Annotated in this window: 17 protein-coding genes and 4 tRNA genes; 20 read left to right on the plus strand and 1 reads right to left on the minus strand. The window is 57.0% G+C overall.

Annotated features, from left to right (window positions below):
• The 13 genes from DW003_RS04830 to DW003_RS04890 form a co-directional block, all read left to right on the plus strand.
• Window positions 1-1,011 (plus strand): hypothetical protein (locus DW003_RS04830; RefSeq protein WP_222847413.1); only part of this gene is annotated, 1,011 nt, incomplete at its 5' end.
• Window positions 1,012-1,636: 625 nt separating this feature from the next.
• Window positions 1,637-4,042: a PHP domain-containing protein gene (locus DW003_RS04840; protein ID WP_118387865.1), complete on the plus strand. Its 2,406-nt coding sequence runs from the start codon at window positions 1,637-1,639 to the stop codon at window positions 4,040-4,042.
• A complete protein-coding gene (locus tag DW003_RS04845) occupies window positions 4,023-4,343 on the plus strand; it encodes a hypothetical protein (RefSeq protein WP_118387867.1) in 321 nt (106 codons plus the stop codon). Before DW003_RS04840 ends, DW003_RS04845 begins: the two co-directional genes overlap by 20 nt.
• 309 nt (window positions 4,344-4,652) lie before the next feature.
• The gene (locus DW003_RS04850; protein ID WP_118387869.1) at window positions 4,653-5,585 is read left to right on the plus strand and encodes an Abi family protein; all 933 of its coding nucleotides are present in this window, start codon (window positions 4,653-4,655) and stop codon (window positions 5,583-5,585) included.
• Window positions 5,586-5,938: 353 nt separating this feature from the next.
• Window positions 5,939-6,217, plus strand: a complete 279-nt coding sequence (locus DW003_RS04855; protein WP_117839789.1) for a hypothetical protein — start codon at window positions 5,939-5,941, stop codon at window positions 6,215-6,217.
• Between the two features lie 28 nt (window positions 6,218-6,245).
• Complete coding sequence (locus DW003_RS04860; protein WP_118387871.1) at window positions 6,246-6,557, plus strand: nucleotidyltransferase family protein; 312 nt, start codon at window positions 6,246-6,248, stop codon at window positions 6,555-6,557.
• On the plus strand, window positions 6,532-6,894 hold the full coding sequence (locus tag DW003_RS04865; protein WP_118387872.1) for a hypothetical protein: 363 nt from the start codon (window positions 6,532-6,534) through the stop codon (window positions 6,892-6,894). Before DW003_RS04860 ends, DW003_RS04865 begins: the two co-directional genes overlap by 26 nt.
• Before the next feature lie 69 nt (window positions 6,895-6,963).
• The gene (locus DW003_RS04870) at window positions 6,964-7,332 is read left to right on the plus strand and encodes a hypothetical protein (RefSeq protein ID WP_117839792.1); all 369 of its coding nucleotides are present in this window, start codon (window positions 6,964-6,966) and stop codon (window positions 7,330-7,332) included.
• Between the two features lie 2 nt (window positions 7,333-7,334).
• The gene (locus tag DW003_RS04875) at window positions 7,335-7,643 is read left to right on the plus strand and encodes a type II toxin-antitoxin system RelE/ParE family toxin (RefSeq protein ID WP_147352181.1); all 309 of its coding nucleotides are present in this window, start codon (window positions 7,335-7,337) and stop codon (window positions 7,641-7,643) included.
• A gap of 83 nt (window positions 7,644-7,726) precedes the next feature.
• Window positions 7,727-8,038 carry a hypothetical protein gene (locus tag DW003_RS09870; protein ID WP_147352182.1) on the plus strand — a complete coding sequence of 104 codons (312 nt, stop codon included), beginning with the start codon at window positions 7,727-7,729 and terminating at the stop codon, window positions 8,036-8,038.
• 23 nt (window positions 8,039-8,061) lie between these two features.
• Window positions 8,062-8,136, plus strand: a tRNA-Val gene (locus DW003_RS04880).
• A 371-nt stretch (window positions 8,137-8,507) separates the two neighbouring features.
• Window positions 8,508-9,662 (plus strand): hypothetical protein, encoded by a 1,155-nt coding sequence (locus DW003_RS04885; protein WP_147352183.1) that lies wholly within the window; start codon window positions 8,508-8,510, stop codon window positions 9,660-9,662.
• 335 nt (window positions 9,663-9,997) lie between these two features.
• A tRNA-Ala gene (locus tag DW003_RS04890) sits at window positions 9,998-10,070 on the plus strand.
• A gap of 210 nt (window positions 10,071-10,280) precedes the next feature.
• Here the strand turns inward: DW003_RS04890 and DW003_RS04895 are convergent.
• A tRNA-Ile gene (locus DW003_RS04895) sits at window positions 10,281-10,356 on the minus strand.
• Window positions 10,357-10,975: 619 nt separating this feature from the next.
• Between DW003_RS04895 and DW003_RS04900 the strand changes: the two genes are divergently transcribed.
• The 7 genes from DW003_RS04900 to DW003_RS04930 all read left to right on the plus strand — a co-directional run bounded on the left by DW003_RS04900 (window position 10,976) and on the right by DW003_RS04930 (window position 16,716).
• Window positions 10,976-11,048, plus strand: a tRNA-Ala gene (locus DW003_RS04900).
• A gap of 75 nt (window positions 11,049-11,123) precedes the next feature.
• The gene (locus tag DW003_RS04905; RefSeq protein WP_118387878.1) at window positions 11,124-13,157 is read left to right on the plus strand and encodes an ABC-F family ATP-binding cassette domain-containing protein; all 2,034 of its coding nucleotides are present in this window, start codon (window positions 11,124-11,126) and stop codon (window positions 13,155-13,157) included.
• Window positions 13,144-13,440 carry a hypothetical protein gene (locus DW003_RS04910; RefSeq protein WP_118387880.1) on the plus strand — a complete coding sequence of 99 codons (297 nt, stop codon included), beginning with the start codon at window positions 13,144-13,146 and terminating at the stop codon, window positions 13,438-13,440. The genes DW003_RS04905 and DW003_RS04910 overlap by 14 nt, the downstream gene beginning before the upstream one ends.
• A gap of 9 nt (window positions 13,441-13,449) precedes the next feature.
• On the plus strand, window positions 13,450-14,133 hold the full coding sequence (locus DW003_RS04915) for a site-2 protease family protein (protein ID WP_118387882.1): 684 nt from the start codon (window positions 13,450-13,452) through the stop codon (window positions 14,131-14,133).
• Window positions 14,134-14,217: 84 nt separating this feature from the next.
• Window positions 14,218-15,027, plus strand: coding sequence for a ScpA family protein (locus tag DW003_RS04920; protein ID WP_117806921.1), 810 nt, complete (start codon window positions 14,218-14,220; stop codon window positions 15,025-15,027).
• An 11-nt stretch (window positions 15,028-15,038) separates the two neighbouring features.
• Window positions 15,039-15,767 (plus strand): SMC-Scp complex subunit ScpB, encoded by a 729-nt coding sequence (gene scpB / locus DW003_RS04925; protein ID WP_118387884.1) that lies wholly within the window; start codon window positions 15,039-15,041, stop codon window positions 15,765-15,767.
• Window positions 15,754-16,716 (plus strand): pseudouridine synthase, encoded by a 963-nt coding sequence (locus DW003_RS04930; RefSeq protein ID WP_187361897.1) that lies wholly within the window; start codon window positions 15,754-15,756, stop codon window positions 16,714-16,716. The genes scpB and DW003_RS04930 overlap by 14 nt, the downstream gene beginning before the upstream one ends.
• Window positions 16,717-16,773 lie beyond the last annotated feature (57 nt).

Here is a 16,773-nt window from a genome sequence, read left to right on the forward strand (position 1 = left end):
ATTCTATTGGCTCCTGCGAAGATCGGAGCGGGTATGTTTGCTGCCGAGTCCTACACCAGCCGTCATTACATTGCGATTGTTGCCATGGCCTGCCTATGCGTTTTGCTGGGCGGGCCTTCTTATGCCGCGGGCGCGGAGAGCCTCATCATCGCGGGCGCGACGTACTGCGAGCCGGGCGCCTCGGGCCCTGGCTGGTCCTGGACCGACGCCGACCACCTGGAGCTTAACGGCTACGAGGGCGAGGCCATCGGCGCCGAGGGCGACCTGGTGCTGACGCTTGCCGGGCAAAACTCCGTGACGGAGTCGCATGCGCCCGATGCGGACATCACGCTGTGCGGTATGGAGGTGTGGGGCAACCTGACGCTTCGCGGCACCGGGACCCTGACGGCGACGGGCTCGCAGTGCGGAATCCACGTTTCGCAGGCGCTTGTGGTAGACGGATGCACCGTCGACGCCCGGGCGGACGGGGCCGATATTACGGACGAGGCGGTCGCCGGCGTGATCGCCAGCGACATGGCCGTGTGCGGCGGTGGGCGCGTCGTTGCTGCGGGCGCCGGGGCCGGAGCGGGCGTGCGCGTCTACGGCGTGTATCTGCAAGATGCGGGCCTTGGCGATGGCGCGGCCGGCTGTCGTCTTTCCGTCGACGCCTCGTGGCTCGATGCGACCGGTGCCGACGGCGGGGTTGCGTGCACGGGCGGGTCGCTTGTGTCTGCGCGGTTTGTGGCGCCTGCTGGTGGGGTCTTTGGTGCGGGTAGCGTGGTGGATGCCTCCGGTGCGGTGGCACCGCATGTGGTGGTTGAGCCCGATGTCGCCACGCCGCCGGCGGGGGAGACCGACGGTGGCGAGGTACCGGGCAATAGCGCGGAAAAGTCACCCACCGATGCTAGCCCCGCTGCCGGAGAGCCCACCGCAGGACCCACGGCAAATCCCTCGCTGAAACCCGCGGCCACGACAACCAAAACAACAACGACAGCAACCAAGACCACGATCGCCAAAGTCCCCAAGCCCTAGGCTGCCACTGTGACACTCCCCAAGACCGGCGACAGCAACTGGATCGCAGCCTCCTTTACGTTTTTCTTGCTTGGAACAACGCTTCTAGCCGCCGCATATCGCTGCTGAGGCGGCGCAACGCACTTAGCTGCAATACAAGAACTCTGTTGAAGCTTTGAGGGCAACACTTCCGGATAGGGAGCGTTGCCCTTTTCGCGCATGCAACATCTGACGTACTAGCCATATGCGTTTTCGCGCTGTGAATGAAGCAGAGTACCTTTCTTCAAAATATGATCACCCCAAAACCTTTCTTCCGAACCGGCGCTAACTTGCACTTTTAGGTACTGTGAGATTCTGGGACGCATGGAACCGCATGGGTGGCATTCGCACTTGCTTGGAGACCATTGAGGGAGCCGTCGAATGAAGTTGACATCAAAGGCGGAGGCCGGTATCAACGAGCTTGTCAACAATGAGGCTAAAGGCCGATTAGTATCTTATCCGCATCGAGGGACGGGATTATCATAGGGACGAAGGAGTTTTGCATGAGAGGTTCATATAACCGGCCTATCGTCCAAGATGGACAATCGGCCTTGTAATATCAATGTTGGGCGATAGGCAAATCGCCCGGACAGCATAGGAGGTGCAATTGGAACGCATAGTCACGAAGCCGACCAAAATCGATCTCCATATCCATTCTGCTGCAAGTGTCGTCACAAAGGACAAAGGCAAGAAGGAACTTTCCGATTGCGACAAAGACCATGTTAACGTGCTGCTTCGCGGTTTGGAGGCTCATGGCATCAACATGTGCGCAATCACTGACCACGATTGCTTTGACAAAGACCTTTACTTCGCTTTGAAGGAGAGGGAGGGGGATGGCTGCCTAAACAAAGTGCTTCCTGGTATTGAGTTCAGCGTGTCCATTCGCGCCGATGGCAAGAAGCCGACCGTCGTCCATATCGTTGCCATCTTCGACGACCGGCACCCCGATCTGATTGACGGCATCGCCGATGTCGTCTGTGATGAGAACGGGAAACCGCGCTACGACGATCTCAATAATGGCGCTTTCACCGAAGACGGTTTCGCCAAGGTCCTGAGGGACATCGGCCTCAACGCCGTCCTCATCGGGCACGAAAAATCGGCCGGCCAGGAAGCGAAGCGGGACGTGAGCAGTCTCGGAGCGAATTACGCCAGCGAAGTAATTTTGACCGAGTTTGTCGACGCGGTCGAAATTCGCAACAAGCGGCGAGAACTCGACATCAAGAGGCTCATCGAGACCTATCCCAAAGATGCCGTTCCGTTTGTTGTCGGGAGCGATTGCCATGATTGGGCGACCTATCCAGGGAGAGAAGGCGGTGAGATTTCGTTCTCCAGCCTGAAATGCCTGCCGACCTTCGAAGGCTTGCTCATGGCGGTCACCGATCCTTCGAGAATCAAGGTCGGCGACTGCTCGTTCTTCAGCGCCAGCTCTTCGAAGCTCGACTCGCTTGAACTCTCAATTGACGGCAAGTGCTTTGACATACCGCTTTCGCCCGGAATCAACGCGATTATCGGCGACAACTCCATAGGCAAGTCGATGATGATTCACCGCATAACCGGTTGCCGGCATGTAGGCGATTCCAAGTTGGTCGACGGATACGAGGCCTATTGCGCGAAAGAGGGCATAAGCGTCGATACTCTTCTCCCAGATGCGGCTGAGTTCAAGTTTGACGACCAAGACAGCGTTCGTAAAACCCTCGAAGAGCTGCATTCGGGGCAGGGGCAAGACGATTATTTCGGTAAGTATTTTCAATCCCACGTTGATGTCAGCTCAATCAAAGAGTCGCTCAAGCGCTTCTTTGACGAGTGCGTTGTCGCCCTAGAGTCGAAAGCGCGCTTCAACGATGCACGCCGTCGACTTGATAAGCATGAGGTGGTTTTGCGGGACCTGCCAAAGTCTGAGAAGCTTACCATCTCCCGATTTTCGAAGACGATCTCTTTTAAGGACATCGATGATCTCTGCTCTAAATTGCTCTCCTGCAGGAGCGATCTTGCCAACGCAATAATAGATTACTCGAAACTTTTCAAAGAGATGGGGCTTGAAGCCGCCGAGGCCCATGCCGATGCAATGGAGGCGATGGATAGGCTTCTCAAACTTCTCGAGAAGCAAAGGCTGGTCTACAAACGCAATGACGCGAAAACCCAAGCAGTCAAGGACGCCGCGAGCGAGGAACGCAGAGTTCTTTCGAAGAGAAAGACTGACGAGCAAAAAACTATCGATGATTATTCGGCGACCCTTGACGAGGTCTCTGCGAAAATTGCCAACGCAGTGTTGCTTGCCGCAAAGCGCTGCGACAGGAAGCTCGAGTATGCCGTTCCTGTTGACATTAGGGTTCCCAATCCTATGGGGAAATTCATATTTGTCTCCGAACTCACTTCTGGTAGTACCGACATAAGCTACTGCAATGAGGTCTTTAGGGAGGTGTTTAACAAGCCTAAGCTATCGCTTCTGCTGAATGGCATTCAGTCCGAGACTGAGCTGACTACGGAGGAAATAGCTGCAGCGGTAACAGGTGAAAAACCTTCCATGGCGACGTGCTACGATCAGATTCGCAACAAGCTTCATGCGGTGGTTGACCGCGTAACCGAGAGAAGGAAAATCACCAACAAGTCCATAGGCATCGACGCCGAACCGTCGCCTGGCCTGTACGGGACCCTGTACTTCGACCTTTTGGCGGAGGAGGACGCTAAACCAGGGGTCTATATTATCGACCAGCCGGAGGATCAGATCTCGCAAGTAGCGATTAAGGAGCACGTCCTTGGCGCCTTTAAGAGGATGAGCGCCAACCGGCAGGTGCTGATGATTACGCACAACCCGCTCTTTGTCGTAAACCTCGATGTCGATAACGTCATCGTTCTCGCACGCGACAAAAATGGAATAATTGACGTGAAGAGTGGGGCTTTGGAATACGAATGCGACGACTACAAGGTGCTCGACCTTGTGGCCAAGACCGTTGAAGGAGGCGCTGACGTTGTCAGGAAACGACTCAAACGCTATGGCTCAGAAGGCATATAAGGTCGGGCTGAAGGATGGGAAGATCGCGATCGAGGGTGTTGACGGCTTTTCCATTGATGTCGAAGACCCGAAGCTGAACGTAGGGAAGTTGTACTCGGCCCTTTTCGCTGGAATCGACGAACCTACGACGATTTCCCTCGAGCCCACGACTGAACTTAAACAGGATCGCAAAGCCTTCTCTTTCTTTGAAAGCTTGAAGAAGATCGTGGACGGCGCTTGCGAAAAGATGAATCCGGGTCTGGCTGATATCGCCAAGAAGGCTGAAGGACTCGACGCCGACGACGTGGCAAAGCGGAGCTGACGCCCTGCTGCTTGTTCGCGAAAGCCAAGGGCAATGGAGACTTTCATGGTAACTATTGTTTGCGATATACGCGGTAGCGCGATTGGGCATGATGACATGATTGGGCTTGATGACATGTTAGCTGTCTAGGGTAATTTGGAATTGTGGATATGCGCGGTCATCAATAAGTGTGGATACTCAGAGCGTGGGTTTGACGAGGCCCAAGTTTGAAGATACTATTATGACAGTGATTAGGGTCCAGAAACTTTCGATGCCTGGAACCGGAGGGGAGCCTGCGGGTTCCCCTTTTATTTTTCGGGAAGAGCGACGATGCCCAAAGAATTCCTCACCTACCAGCAGCAGATGAAGAAGCTCAGAAGCTCCGGCCTCAGAATCGAGGACGAAGAGGTTTGCCGGAGGGTCCTTGCGGACATCGGCTATTTCCCGGTCGTGAACGGTTACCAGTCGTTTTTCCGAGACCCGAGCACCCGGGTATACCGCGAAGGCGCCACTTTTGGAGACATTTTAGCGCTTTACGAGTTCGACGTAGAGCTCAGGGAGATAATGCTCGATGCACTGCTCAAGGTCGAGGCGAAGATCAGGTCGGCGCTGGCCTACGAGTTCTGCGCTGCATACGGCGAGTCCCAGAGTAAGTATCTAGACGCCCGCTGCTACGCGACATCTAAGGGCGCGAAGCGTGTTCTCCCGAAGCTACTGAACATGCTTGATTATATCGCCAACAAGGATACCAGCCATGAATACCTCGCCTACTACCGCAGGGCATATAAGAACGTGCCACTGTGGGTCGCTGTGAACGCCATGACCTTCGGGCAGATTTCGAAAATGCTCACGGCACTTAGGGACACCGAGAAAGCCAAGATTGCCAAGAGATTCGGGGTCGGAAATCCAAAGGAACTCTCTTCGTTTATCCGCGTGCTCGCCCTCTACAGGAACGTCTGCGCGCATGGCGAGCGCCTCTTCTCTCACAGGTGCCACGTTGAGATTCCTGACACGGCCTTGCACGCCAAGCTCGGCATCGAAAAGATTGGGCCGGATTACGTTTGCGGCAAGGTAGACGTCTTCTCGGCAGTGATCACCCTTCGATACCTCCTGCGCGACGACGAGTTCAAGGCATTCAAGGCTAAGCTCGTCAAGTGCGTTAACGGATACTTGTCATTGGATGAGAGCATCGGCGAGGAGCGCCTCCTTGAAGCCATGGGGTTCCCAGCCGAATGGAAGAAGATAACCAGGTATAAAATTTAAGATCGACCCACCTAAAAGCAAAATTGCTCAGGATTTATCTAACATGAACCACGAATCGGATCATACAGTTGACGCTGCCAAGAAAGTAATAGACGCCGGTCTTCTTGAGCTGTTCGAGCGCCTGCAAGCTGTTAAGCATGCAGGCGCTCGAATCTAGACACGATCCATGACATAAAGCCCAACCAACGCACAACGACAGTTTTCCATGTCAAAAGGACACTGAAGTGTGAGGTGGTTCGAGTCTCGCTAATACAAATAATCAGCAGTTCAGGTCTTATGGGAATAATTTTATTCGCATCGCGTTGCTTCTAAGCGGTTGTTTATACCTGGATGTATACACTAAGGAGGCAGCAATGCTTTTGAGCTATGTTCAGCTAGATGACGGCGCTCAGTTTGCCTACTCAGAAACACGAGATGACGGGACCGTTCGCGTACCCGTCGAGCGTCCGGTTGACTTTGGCTTTGACCATGCAGAATGCTTCTTGCCTGCGGTTAATTGGTTCAATGTCGAAGGTTTTTCTACTGACGATCTGGATTTTTTGACCGAGTTCGTTAGATCAAACGCCCCATTTATCTTCGAACTTGCAGAACGGCAAAAAACCGGATCGGCGGTTTCGGCGCTGGCCCCCTGACGTTCTACTGTTGAACGGCAAATAACACATGATTTCGCCTACAGACATATCCACCGTCGCCTCCCGCGTGCTGGCTCAATACGACGTCAGAGAAGCCTATTTATTTGGTTCGTTTGCCCGAGGCGAGCAAACGCCCAATAGCGATATTGACTTGCGCCTAGTCTGCGGCAACACCATGACGTTCGGCACGCTTTACGAACTCTCCCATGAGCTCGAGAGGGAACTTGGGCGAAAGGTTGATATCGTCACCAACCCACCAGAGTACATGCGCCCGGCATTCCGCAAAAGCATCGAGCAAGATGAGGTGCGTGTCTATGAAGCAACATGTGCGGGACGATGAGTTTGCGAATATCATCCTGCTATCTGATCCTCCCGATGTACTCAACGTTGAGAGCCTAAAGGCCATCCGCGATGGGGATGCGTTGATAGCCACGGGAAAGCCCAGCCGGTCTAACGCAAAAATAGCTCGCCACCCAATCGGGGGTTTACTTCGCGCTATACAGCTCTACGGGCAGATCCGACTCGACCTACGCCGTGCCTCGCTCTCTTCGGCATTAGCGCTCGCAAAGACCCTAAACTGCGCCATCGAAGACCCTGTCAGGCAACCGGTTGCTCTGGAGTACGATTCGAAACCCTGTTCATCCGAAACAATCAATAGTAAGAATATTGCTGTTTAACTTTCCTTTACGTACGTATTTAAATGAAACTATAATACGTATTAGAGACAGATTTTAAAGGAGGTTGCTATGGTTGCCGTGATAGACAAGAAACTCGTTTTCGGACGCGAACAGGTGCTGACTTCGACGCAGGCAAGCAAAAATTTTGGCGAAGCGAGACGTCGCGCTCGAAGAGAACCGCAATTTGTCTCAGACAGGAACGATGGCATCGATACTGTTATCGTTGGCTTCGACGAGTTCGAAGCGATGGCGGTCGAACTCGAACAGCTCCGAGAGGAGCGCCTGCACGCTATAGCCGCTGCAAGGCTCGCGCAGGGCGACACTGATTCGAATCGCAAGGGCATTCCGTTCTCCGATACCGCGGGACGTGAGAGGTTCGAGGCCATGCTAGAAGCCGAGGCAACCGATCCCATTTCCGACGAGGAGCTGTTCGAGTGAGCGTGGCTAGGTTTAAGGTTGAGTTTTACGACAAGACTGCCGAGAAAGAGCATCTGTCACTCGATGGCTCGGTTCGCGCTATGGCGGACAAAGGTATTGCGCGCCTTGCACTTCGGGCCGATGAAATTGGCAAGCCGCTTTCGGGTCTTCTTGCAGGTTGTAGGGAACTTAAGTTTCGTACTGATGGCATTCGCGTAATTTATCGCATCCGCGACGGGCACGTCGAAGTAGTTCAAATCATCGCAATAGGTGCAAGGGACAAGGTCAAGGTTTTCGACCTGACATCTAGACGCTTGGACAGCGATGATTGATTGCCTCAAGAATATCAATTTAGGTTGCATGGTCGAAATGCCCGGGTTAAACGCACGGATTCAGTCAGCAGAAGGACGGCGTGATGAAAACGTTAAATGCAACGACATGCCCTGATAGTTGTTGCAGCAATTATCCTGAAAGCATGACTTTTGACAACTGTACAGAAGACGCAACCGACCCTATCGTGCCGAAAGCACCCCGTACTTTACCCGATGATCTGGACAGCATCGCCTTGATCGACGAAGCTGCCACCCCGAGACGTCGTGGTTCAAGCTGTAAAGCAGTGTTGAGCTGCGATTTTAGTGGTTACGGCGTTTGCCATGGCGCGGCTGACGCGCACGAATTTAAAATCGGGGGCAAAAAGTTCTTGGAAAACCTCGCGCGGCTATGTTAGTATCTCTTTTGTCGAAAGGCGACGGGCGATTGGCTCAGGGGTAGAGCATATCCTTCACACGGATGGGGTCACAAGTTCGAATCTTGTATCGCCCACCATCAAAAGCGCAGGTCAGAGGTGTTAAGCTTCTGGCCTTTTTCTTTTTGACACTAAAATCGAAGCGAAGTCACTTAAGGCGTTATATGTTACGCAATTCACCTTAGGTGTCGTCATTGCGCGTTTTGCAAAATGCGTCTGTGTTCATTCATTGAATTCCCTGCGTAATCTATGTGCAATTGTGGAGACAGAGACCACTGGCTCACAGCTTGTACCAGCGCGTTCATGCCTATGGCGGCTTTTCAACGGATTGCGTCAAGCTTTTGGTCAGTGTTTGGTCAGCTTCCCGTACTTACCCGCATGATGTGCCAGTAGATAATCGACCTTACCCGCAATCCGCACGGCCCGAGGCCGTAAACCAGGGGAGGCGCAAATGGACGAAATCGTCTGCGCAAATACTGCATTCCGCTATTGGCGCTGCCCACCGCAGGTGCGCGACCTCTACCCGCGCTTACCTAGCTCCGAAGATGGCTGGCGAGCTCTATCCCATGCCCCTTTTGTAACCGAAGTTCTCAAGACGCCAGTCATCACAGCAGCATCAACACGAAGCAACCTGCATTCCAAGACAAGACGGACCATCCGATGGAACAACGCCTATACGGAGAAGGTTTCCATCGACACGGGCATGGGCTTTAGCGTCACAGACCCTCTTAATACGCTATTCACCATGACTCGAAGCGTTTCTTCATGCGATCTGGTTCTGGCTATGTACGAATTTTGCGGATGGTTCTCGGTTTTTAAACCATCGCCCGCGGTTGACATGGCACTTGAGCGGGCAAAATCAGAAGAAGAGCAGTACACCACAGAAAGTCTGTTTGAACTAGACGAAAACCAAGACGAGGCCCCATGGAAGCGAGTCTATGCTCGGGTGCACCAGAAGGACAGCGAGCATGATCAAAGGAGGCAGCGGGATGACGGATTCGGAAATAAAACTAACGGAAAGGGCACATCGCTTTGGATGAGAAAGCCTCTTATTGAAATAGAAGAATTACATAGATTTGCGGCGAAGGTTAAGGGCGAGATGTGGGGAAAGCAATTCTGCGAAGCCGCACAGCAGGTAATGGGTATTGCTGCATCCCCGCTAGAAGTTGCTGGAATCATGTTGCTGAGTCATCCGAGGCGTGCCGGCGGAGCGGAGTTTAAAAACATATTCGTCAACGACCTAACACCGCTGTCGAATTCAGCTCGGAAAATCGCAGGTCAGAAAATCTGTTACGGCGATATCGTCATCGTAAACCCAATAACAATGAAGGCCGTGATTATCGAACTTCAAGGTGAGGTTATTCATGGATCGGGCGCTGTGCTTGACCACGATGCCACCCGAATGACAGCATTGCAAAGCATGGGATACGACGTATTTCTTGTAACCCATGACATGCTCAATGATCACGATCAGCTTGATGCCATCATTCACAGTGTGTGTGAGCGATTGGAGTTGTGCTACAAACCAAAAACCGAGGCGATGAGATGCGCTGAGACCAGATTGCGGGCCAACGTTCTGTGCAATTGGCTTGGTATTAGTAAGTAATAATTTCAATGTGAGCAATTTTAATACTTTATATGCTGTTAGTATTTAAGTGCCATTTTAAAACCATGCCGGTTTACTACGTTGGATTGAGTGTGGCTGAGCACACCGAATTCGCCGCTCGTAAAACCGCAGGTAGATCGCCTGCCCGTTATGCGAAAGTAAGCGTCAGGTCAGAAATCCAGGAATCAGCGTAGTAAACCGGTCTGTTTTTGAAGCGACAGGATGGATCGGGCATCGTGCGTCCTTTCGGCCCCACACCCGTTCCACGCGACGCAAAATTGTCCAAAATTGTCCTTGCATCGGCGGGGGAGTTCCCGTATAGTACTTCTACGCACGGGGGCGTAGCTCAGCTGGGAGAGCGCTTGACTGGCAGTCAAGAGGTCAGGGGTTCGATCCCCCTCGTCTCCACCCGAGCATTGAATGAGGCTCCAACGCAAGTTGGGGCCTTTTTTCATTTTGATAGGCCAATAATATGCCTTTGCCCAGTGGCTGCTTGGCGAAAATCTATCCTAAATTGCAAAGAGGAATGATTAAAAGTGTTTCACGTCTATGTAGGGAAAAATTTAGTATCACCGTAATGTAAAGAGGCCGGGCAGCATGCCCGGCCTCGAACGATTCTGGTGGGCCCTCCGGGATTCGAACCCAGAACCCAGGGATTATGAGTCCCCTGCGCTAACCGTTGCGCCAAGAGCCCTTATGAACGGTGAATGCAATTCTAACAAAGGCAACTCAGACCTAATTTCTTCGCTTCACGTCGTGAAATACTACCATGCACGAGCAAGTCGCACAACGCAAGATCAAGTCCGATGCTAAACAACAGCTAATCTAGGCGCGTCGCAGAATAGAAGCGATCTAAATAAGTTAAGGCCTTTAATTCAGGGCTCCAACACACTTTTGCGTGAAATCAACCTGATGCCATTTCAAAACCATGCCGGTTTACTACGACGAATCGGCGACCCCCGAGCACCGTGTGTTCTCCGTTTGCAAAACCGCAGGTAGGTAGTCCGCCGGTTGCACGAAAAGGCGTGTGTGGTCGGACATTTCTGATTTATCGTAGTAAACCGGCATGGTTCTGGGGCGCTGGGGAGGGGCGCTTCGCAATCGGACCCGATAATGGGACTGGAGGCGCACGGAAAACCCTGTTGAACGGGGCGCGTCGTGTTCCACGCGCCAAGTCGGCCGGCGTACGGGCCGTGCGGGGGCCAGGCGCCCCGCGGGTTGGCGCGGTCCCGAGCGCGCCGGCACTCGCGAAAGTTTTTTTCAAAATTGTCCTTGCATCGCCGTCCGAGTTCCCGTATAGTATTTCTTCGCACGGGGGCGTAGCTCAGCTGGGAGAGCGCTTGACTGGCAGTCAAGAGGTCAGGGGTTCGATCCCCCTCGTCTCCACCCGAGCATTGAATGAGGCTCCAACGCAAGTTGGGGCCTTTTTTCATATTGGCACACAAGGTCAAAGGCGGCACCATGATCCTCCTGGTCGACAAGATCGAAAAAAGCTTCGGCGCACGCGTCCTCTTTAGCGGCGCGTCCTTCCAGATCAACCCCGGCGAGCGCTTCGCGCTCGTGGGCCCCAACGGCGCCGGCAAAACCACCATGCTCAAGATCATCATGGGCATCGACAGTCCCGACTCCGGCCAGGTCCAGTACGCCAAGGACTGCCAGGTAGGCTACCTAGAGCAGGAAACCAACCTGGAGCAAAAGGACACCACCATCCTCGCCGAGGTCATGGCCGCCGCCAAGGAAATCCGCCGCATGGGCGAGCGTGCCAACGAGCTGCAGGCCCAGATCACCGAGCTCTCCGAGCAGGGCAAGGACGTCGACGCCCTCCTCAACGAGTACGGCCAGGTCCAGGACCGCTTTGAGCATCTGGGCGGCTACGAGCTCGAAAGCAACGCCCGCAAGATCCTGTCCGGCTTGGGCTTTAAAGTCACCGACTTTGAGCGCCCGTGCTCCGAGTTCTCGGGCGGCTGGCAGATGCGCATCGCGCTGGCCAAGCTCTTCCTGCGTCACCCCGACCTGCTCCTTCTGGACGAGCCCACCAACCACCTGGACCTCGAGAGCGTCCAGTGGCTGCGCGGCTTTATCGCCAACTACGACGGCGCCGTCCTCATCGTCAGCCACGACCGCGCCTTCATGGACGCCTGCGTCGACCACGTCGCCGCACTCGAAAACCGTCGCGTGACCACTTACACCGGCAATTACAGCAGCTACCTCAAGCAGCGCGAGGACAACCTGGAGCAGATGCGCGCCAAGCGCGCCGCCCAGGAGCGCGACATCGCCCATATGCAGGTCTTCGTTGACAAGTTCCGCTACAAGCCCACCAAGGCTGCCCAGGCTCAGGAGCGCATCCGCAAGATCGAGCAGATCAAAAAGGAGCTCGTCATCCTGCCCGAGGGCCACAAGCACATCGACTTTAAGTTCCCTGACCCACCGCGCTCCGGCGATATGGTCGTGGGCCTGGAGGGCGTCTCCAAGTCCTACGGCAACAAACACATCTACAGCGATATCGACCTCAAGCTCTACCGCGGCGAGCATGTGGCGCTCGTCGGCCCCAACGGTGCCGGCAAGTCCACGCTCATGAAGATCCTCGCCGGCCTGGAGCCGCCCACCACCGGCACCCGCGACCTGGGCACCAACGTGGGCGTGGCCTATTACGCCCAGCACGCGCTCGAGGGCATGACCGAGTCCAACACCGTCCTGCAAGAGATCGACACCGTCACGCCCAAGTGGACCGTGCCGCAGCAGCGCAGCCTACTGGGCGCCTTCCTGTTTAGCGACAACGATTCCATCGAGAAGCAGGTTCGCGTCCTCTCCGGCGGCGAAAAAGCGCGTCTGGCCCTGGCCAAGATGCTCGTGGCCCCCGAGGCGCTCCTGTGCCTGGACGAGCCCACCAACCACCTAGACATCGACTCGGTGGACATGCTCGAGAACGCCCTGCAAAACTTCCCCGGCACCATCGTGCTGATCAGCCACGACGAGCACCTGGTGCGCGCCGTGGCCAACCGCGTCATCGACATCCGCGACGGACAAGTCACGGTCTACGACGGCGACTACGACTACTACCTCTACAAGCGCGAGGACCTCGCAGCCCGCGCCGCCGCCGAGGCGTCCACGGAGAGCGCGCCTGCGGCGGCCAAGTCCACCAAAGCCAGCGCCGCCCAGCCCGACACCCCCGCCGCGGCCCCCAAGCCTGCCGAGGGCAAAAAGACCAAGGAGCAAAAGCGCGCCGAGGCCCAGGCTCGCGCCGCGCTCAACAAAAAGCTCAAGGGCGTGCGCAACCAGCTCAAAAAGATCGAGGCGGAGCTCGACAAAAAGCGCGCCCGCTATGACGAGCTTATGGAATTGATGGCAAGCGAAGAGCTTTATGCCGATCAGGACAAGTTCAACGCCGCGCTGGGGGAATATAACGGCCTTAAGCAAGAGCTACCCAAGCTCGAGGACGAATGGCTGGAGCTTTCCACCCAGATCGAAGAGGAGACCGCGCGTGAACTCTCGTAAGGCCGCTGCCGTGGCAATGAGCATCATCGCCATCGCCTGTCGCATCTGCGGCATCTTTATGAGCGCGATGACCGTGCTGCTGTGCTTTAGCGGCCTCACCGCTAAGCTGCAGATCGTGGGCTTTGTCGTTGAGCTTTCGCGCGCGCTGCCGAGCGCCATCGCCGGCTACGGCGTCATCACATCGCCCTTTGGCGGCGTGTTCCGCCTGGATTACGCCATCGTGGCCGTAATTCTGTTTGTAGCCGACTACCTGCTCACGGGCGCCTCGCGTCGCGTCCGCTAGAGGAGCACCATGTCCAGCAGCTACCTCATGAACCTGCTCGCCAGCGCCGTTGCCGTCATCGTGGGCATCGTGATCCACGAGAGCGCACACGCCGCCGCGGCCTGGGCGCTCGGCGACAAGACGGCCCGTTCGCGCGGCCGCGTGTCGCTCAACCCGCTTAACCATATCGACCCGTTTGGCACCATCATCCTGCCGCTGCTCATGCTCGCGGCCGGCGGCCCAGTGTTCGCCTTCGCCAAACCCGTGCCCGTCTACCTCAACAACCTCAAGCACCCCAAGCGCGACGAGGTCCTGGTGAGCGCGGCCGGCCCCGCGTCGAACATCGCACTCGCGTGCCTCGCGGCCGCCCTCATGCACGCAACGTACGGCAGCCTCTACACCAGCATGTCCTTTGCCCTGGCGTCGCAGATCATGAACTTCGGCGCCACGTTTATCGTGGTTAACCTGTCACTCGCATTCTTCAACCTCATCCCGATCCCGCCGCTCGATGGCTCGTCGATCATCGTGCCGCTCCTCAAAGGCAAGGCGCTCAACAACTACTACCACCTGCAGCAATACGCCATGCCCATCCTCATCATGGTTCTGTATCTGCTGCCCATGTGGACCGGCATCGACGTGATCGGCCGCTATTTCGACGTTACCGTGTATCCGCTCGCTGAGCAGCTGCTCAACTTCGCAATCGCCGGCATCTAAGGTAAACTTACAGGTCGACCGTGCAAAACGGTCGTAACATGCACCCAAACCGCGCCGCGAAGGCGCCGTCAAAGGAGGTCGAAGATGTCGTATCGCGTGTCGACGCAGGTCTACAGCGGACCGTTCGACCTGCTGCTGCAGCTGGTAACCCGCCAAAAAGTAGATATCGGCGCCATCTCCATCAGCGAGGTGGCCGAGCAGTACCTTGCCGAGGCCGAGCGCATCGAAGCGCTGGACCTGGACGTGGCGAGCGATTTTTTGCTGGTCGCAGCAACCCTTTTGGACATCAAGGCCGCCTCGTTGGTGCCGCAAGAGGCCCCGCGCAAAGCCGATGACGATGACGAGATCGACGATGACCTCGAAGAACTTAGCGCGCTCGACGGGGACGCCCTACGCGAGGTCCTGATCCAGCGCCTGATCGCCTACAAGCAGTTTAAAGGCGCGGCTGCGGCCCTCGGTGCCCGCATGCAGGCCGAAAGCCGCATGCACCCGCGTGTGGCCGGCCCCGACCCCGAGTTCCTGGGGCTCATGCCCGACTACCTGGCCGGCATCACCCTACGCGGTCTGGCCGTCATCTGTGCCGACCTTGACGGCAAGCGACAGACCTTCTTGCTGGAAGCCGAGCACGTGGCGCCGCATCGTGTGCCGCTCGACCTGACCGTGGCCTCGGTCGATCGCTTTACCATGGCACACCAAACCTGCACCTTCCGTGAGCTGCTGGACGGCGACGCCACCACCGAGCAGCTCGTCGTCACCTTCCTGGCCATGCTCGAGCTCGCCAAGCGCGGCTCGCTCACGCTGAGCCAGGACGAGATCTTCGGAACCATCTGCATCAACCGAGTCGAGGGCGCCGAGGCATACGTGCCCGGCAAGGGCCCCGAGCTCACCGAATAGGAGCCGCAACCATGTCAACCCTTTCAACGCTGGAGGCAAACAGCCTCAAAGGCGCCCTCGAGGCGCTGCTACTGGTGTCGAGCGACCCGGTGAGCGCGCCCGCGCTGGCAGGTGCGCTGGATATCGCCCCCGGCGAATGCGCGTCGCTGCTCGCCGAGCTCAAGGTTGAGTACGAGGAGGCCAACCGCGGCTTTCAGCTGCGCGAGGTCGCCGGCGGCTGGCGCCTGTTTACGCACCCCGCCTACCACGACGTAGTCGAGGCCTATGTGTTGAGCTGGGACACGCAAAAGCTGTCGCAAGCGGCGCTCGAAACCCTGGCCGTCATCGCATACCACCAGCCTGTGACGCGCGAGGCGGTCAAGGGCATCCGCGGCGTCAATTCCGACGGCGTCATCGCGTCGCTCGTCGACAAGGGCCTGGTGCGCGAGCTCGGCCGCGACCCCCAGCGCGGTCAAGCCATTATCTACGGCACGACCAACGCCTTCTTGGAAAAGTTCGGTCTGCGCTCCACCCGCGACCTGCCCGACCTGGAGCAGTTTGCCCCCGACGAACAGTCGCGTCAGTTTATCCGCGAGCGCCTGAGCGGCCGCAGTATTCAGTCCACGCTCGAAGAGCAGGCTGAGGACCTGGACGAAGAGCGCGAACTGCTCGATACCGATGTTGAAGATGTTGAGGCAGTCGAGAACTTGGAGACCCTGGTCGTCGACGAGACCTCGGAGGATTTGCATGACGAGGACTAACGAAGTAGGGGAGACGCGCGCCATGGGCAACGCAATACCCGCAACCGACACCCAGCCCGTCTATCCGCACACCATGCGCCTGCAGCGCTTTTTGGCGCGTGCGGGCGTGGCGAGCCGCCGCGGCTCGGAGGACCTGATGACCGCCGGCCGCGTGACCGTCAACGGCCAGGTCGCGACCGAACTAGGTACCAAGGTCGACGTCGACCGCGACCATATCGAGGTCGACGGCATGCCCGTCAAGCTCAACCAGGGCGCCGTGTACCTGATGCTCTACAAGCCGACCGGCTACCTCACCACCATGAGCGATCCGCAGGAGCGCCCTTGCGTGGCCGACCTGGTCCCCCGCGACCGCTTTCCGGGACTTTTCCCGGTGGGCCGCCTGGACCGCGACACCACGGGCCTTTTGCTCTTTACCACCGACGGCGACCTGTCGCAGGACCTGCTGCACCCCAGCAAGCACGTCTACAAGACCTACCAGGCACTCGTTGACGGCCAGCTGTCCGACCGCGATCTAGACCCACTCCGCCGTGGCATCGAGCTCGACGACGGCCTGTGCCAGCCGGCGATCTGCCGCGTCATCAACGCGCGCGAGGCCGAGGCCGTAGCTCCCCAAGGCATCAAGCCCGGCACCACCGCCGTGGAGGTCATCATCCGCGAGGGGCGCAAGAACCAGGTCAAGCGCATGCTGAGCAAGATTCACCATCCGGTGATCCGCCTGCACCGCTGCAACTTTGCCGGCCTTGAGCTCGAGGGCGTGGCCAAGGGCTCGTGGCGCGAGCTCACCGACCGCGAGGTGCAGATCCTCAAGGCCGGTGGCATCCCGCCCAAGCAGGCCGTCGGCAAGCGCGCCGGCGCGGCGGCGACCAACGCCGCGACCCGCACGCGTCACCACGGCAGCCACGGCTCCGCACCCAAGCGCAACACCTACCGCGAGCGCTACACAGGCTAGGCAACCCGCCGCGCCCCAGCACCCGCGAACCATACCAGCACGTCAACCATCGAAAGG

The organism is Collinsella sp. AF36-3AT (genome assembly GCF_003475205.1).
Taxonomy (GTDB): Bacteria; Actinomycetota; Coriobacteriia; order Coriobacteriales; family Coriobacteriaceae; genus Collinsella; species Collinsella aerofaciens_AF.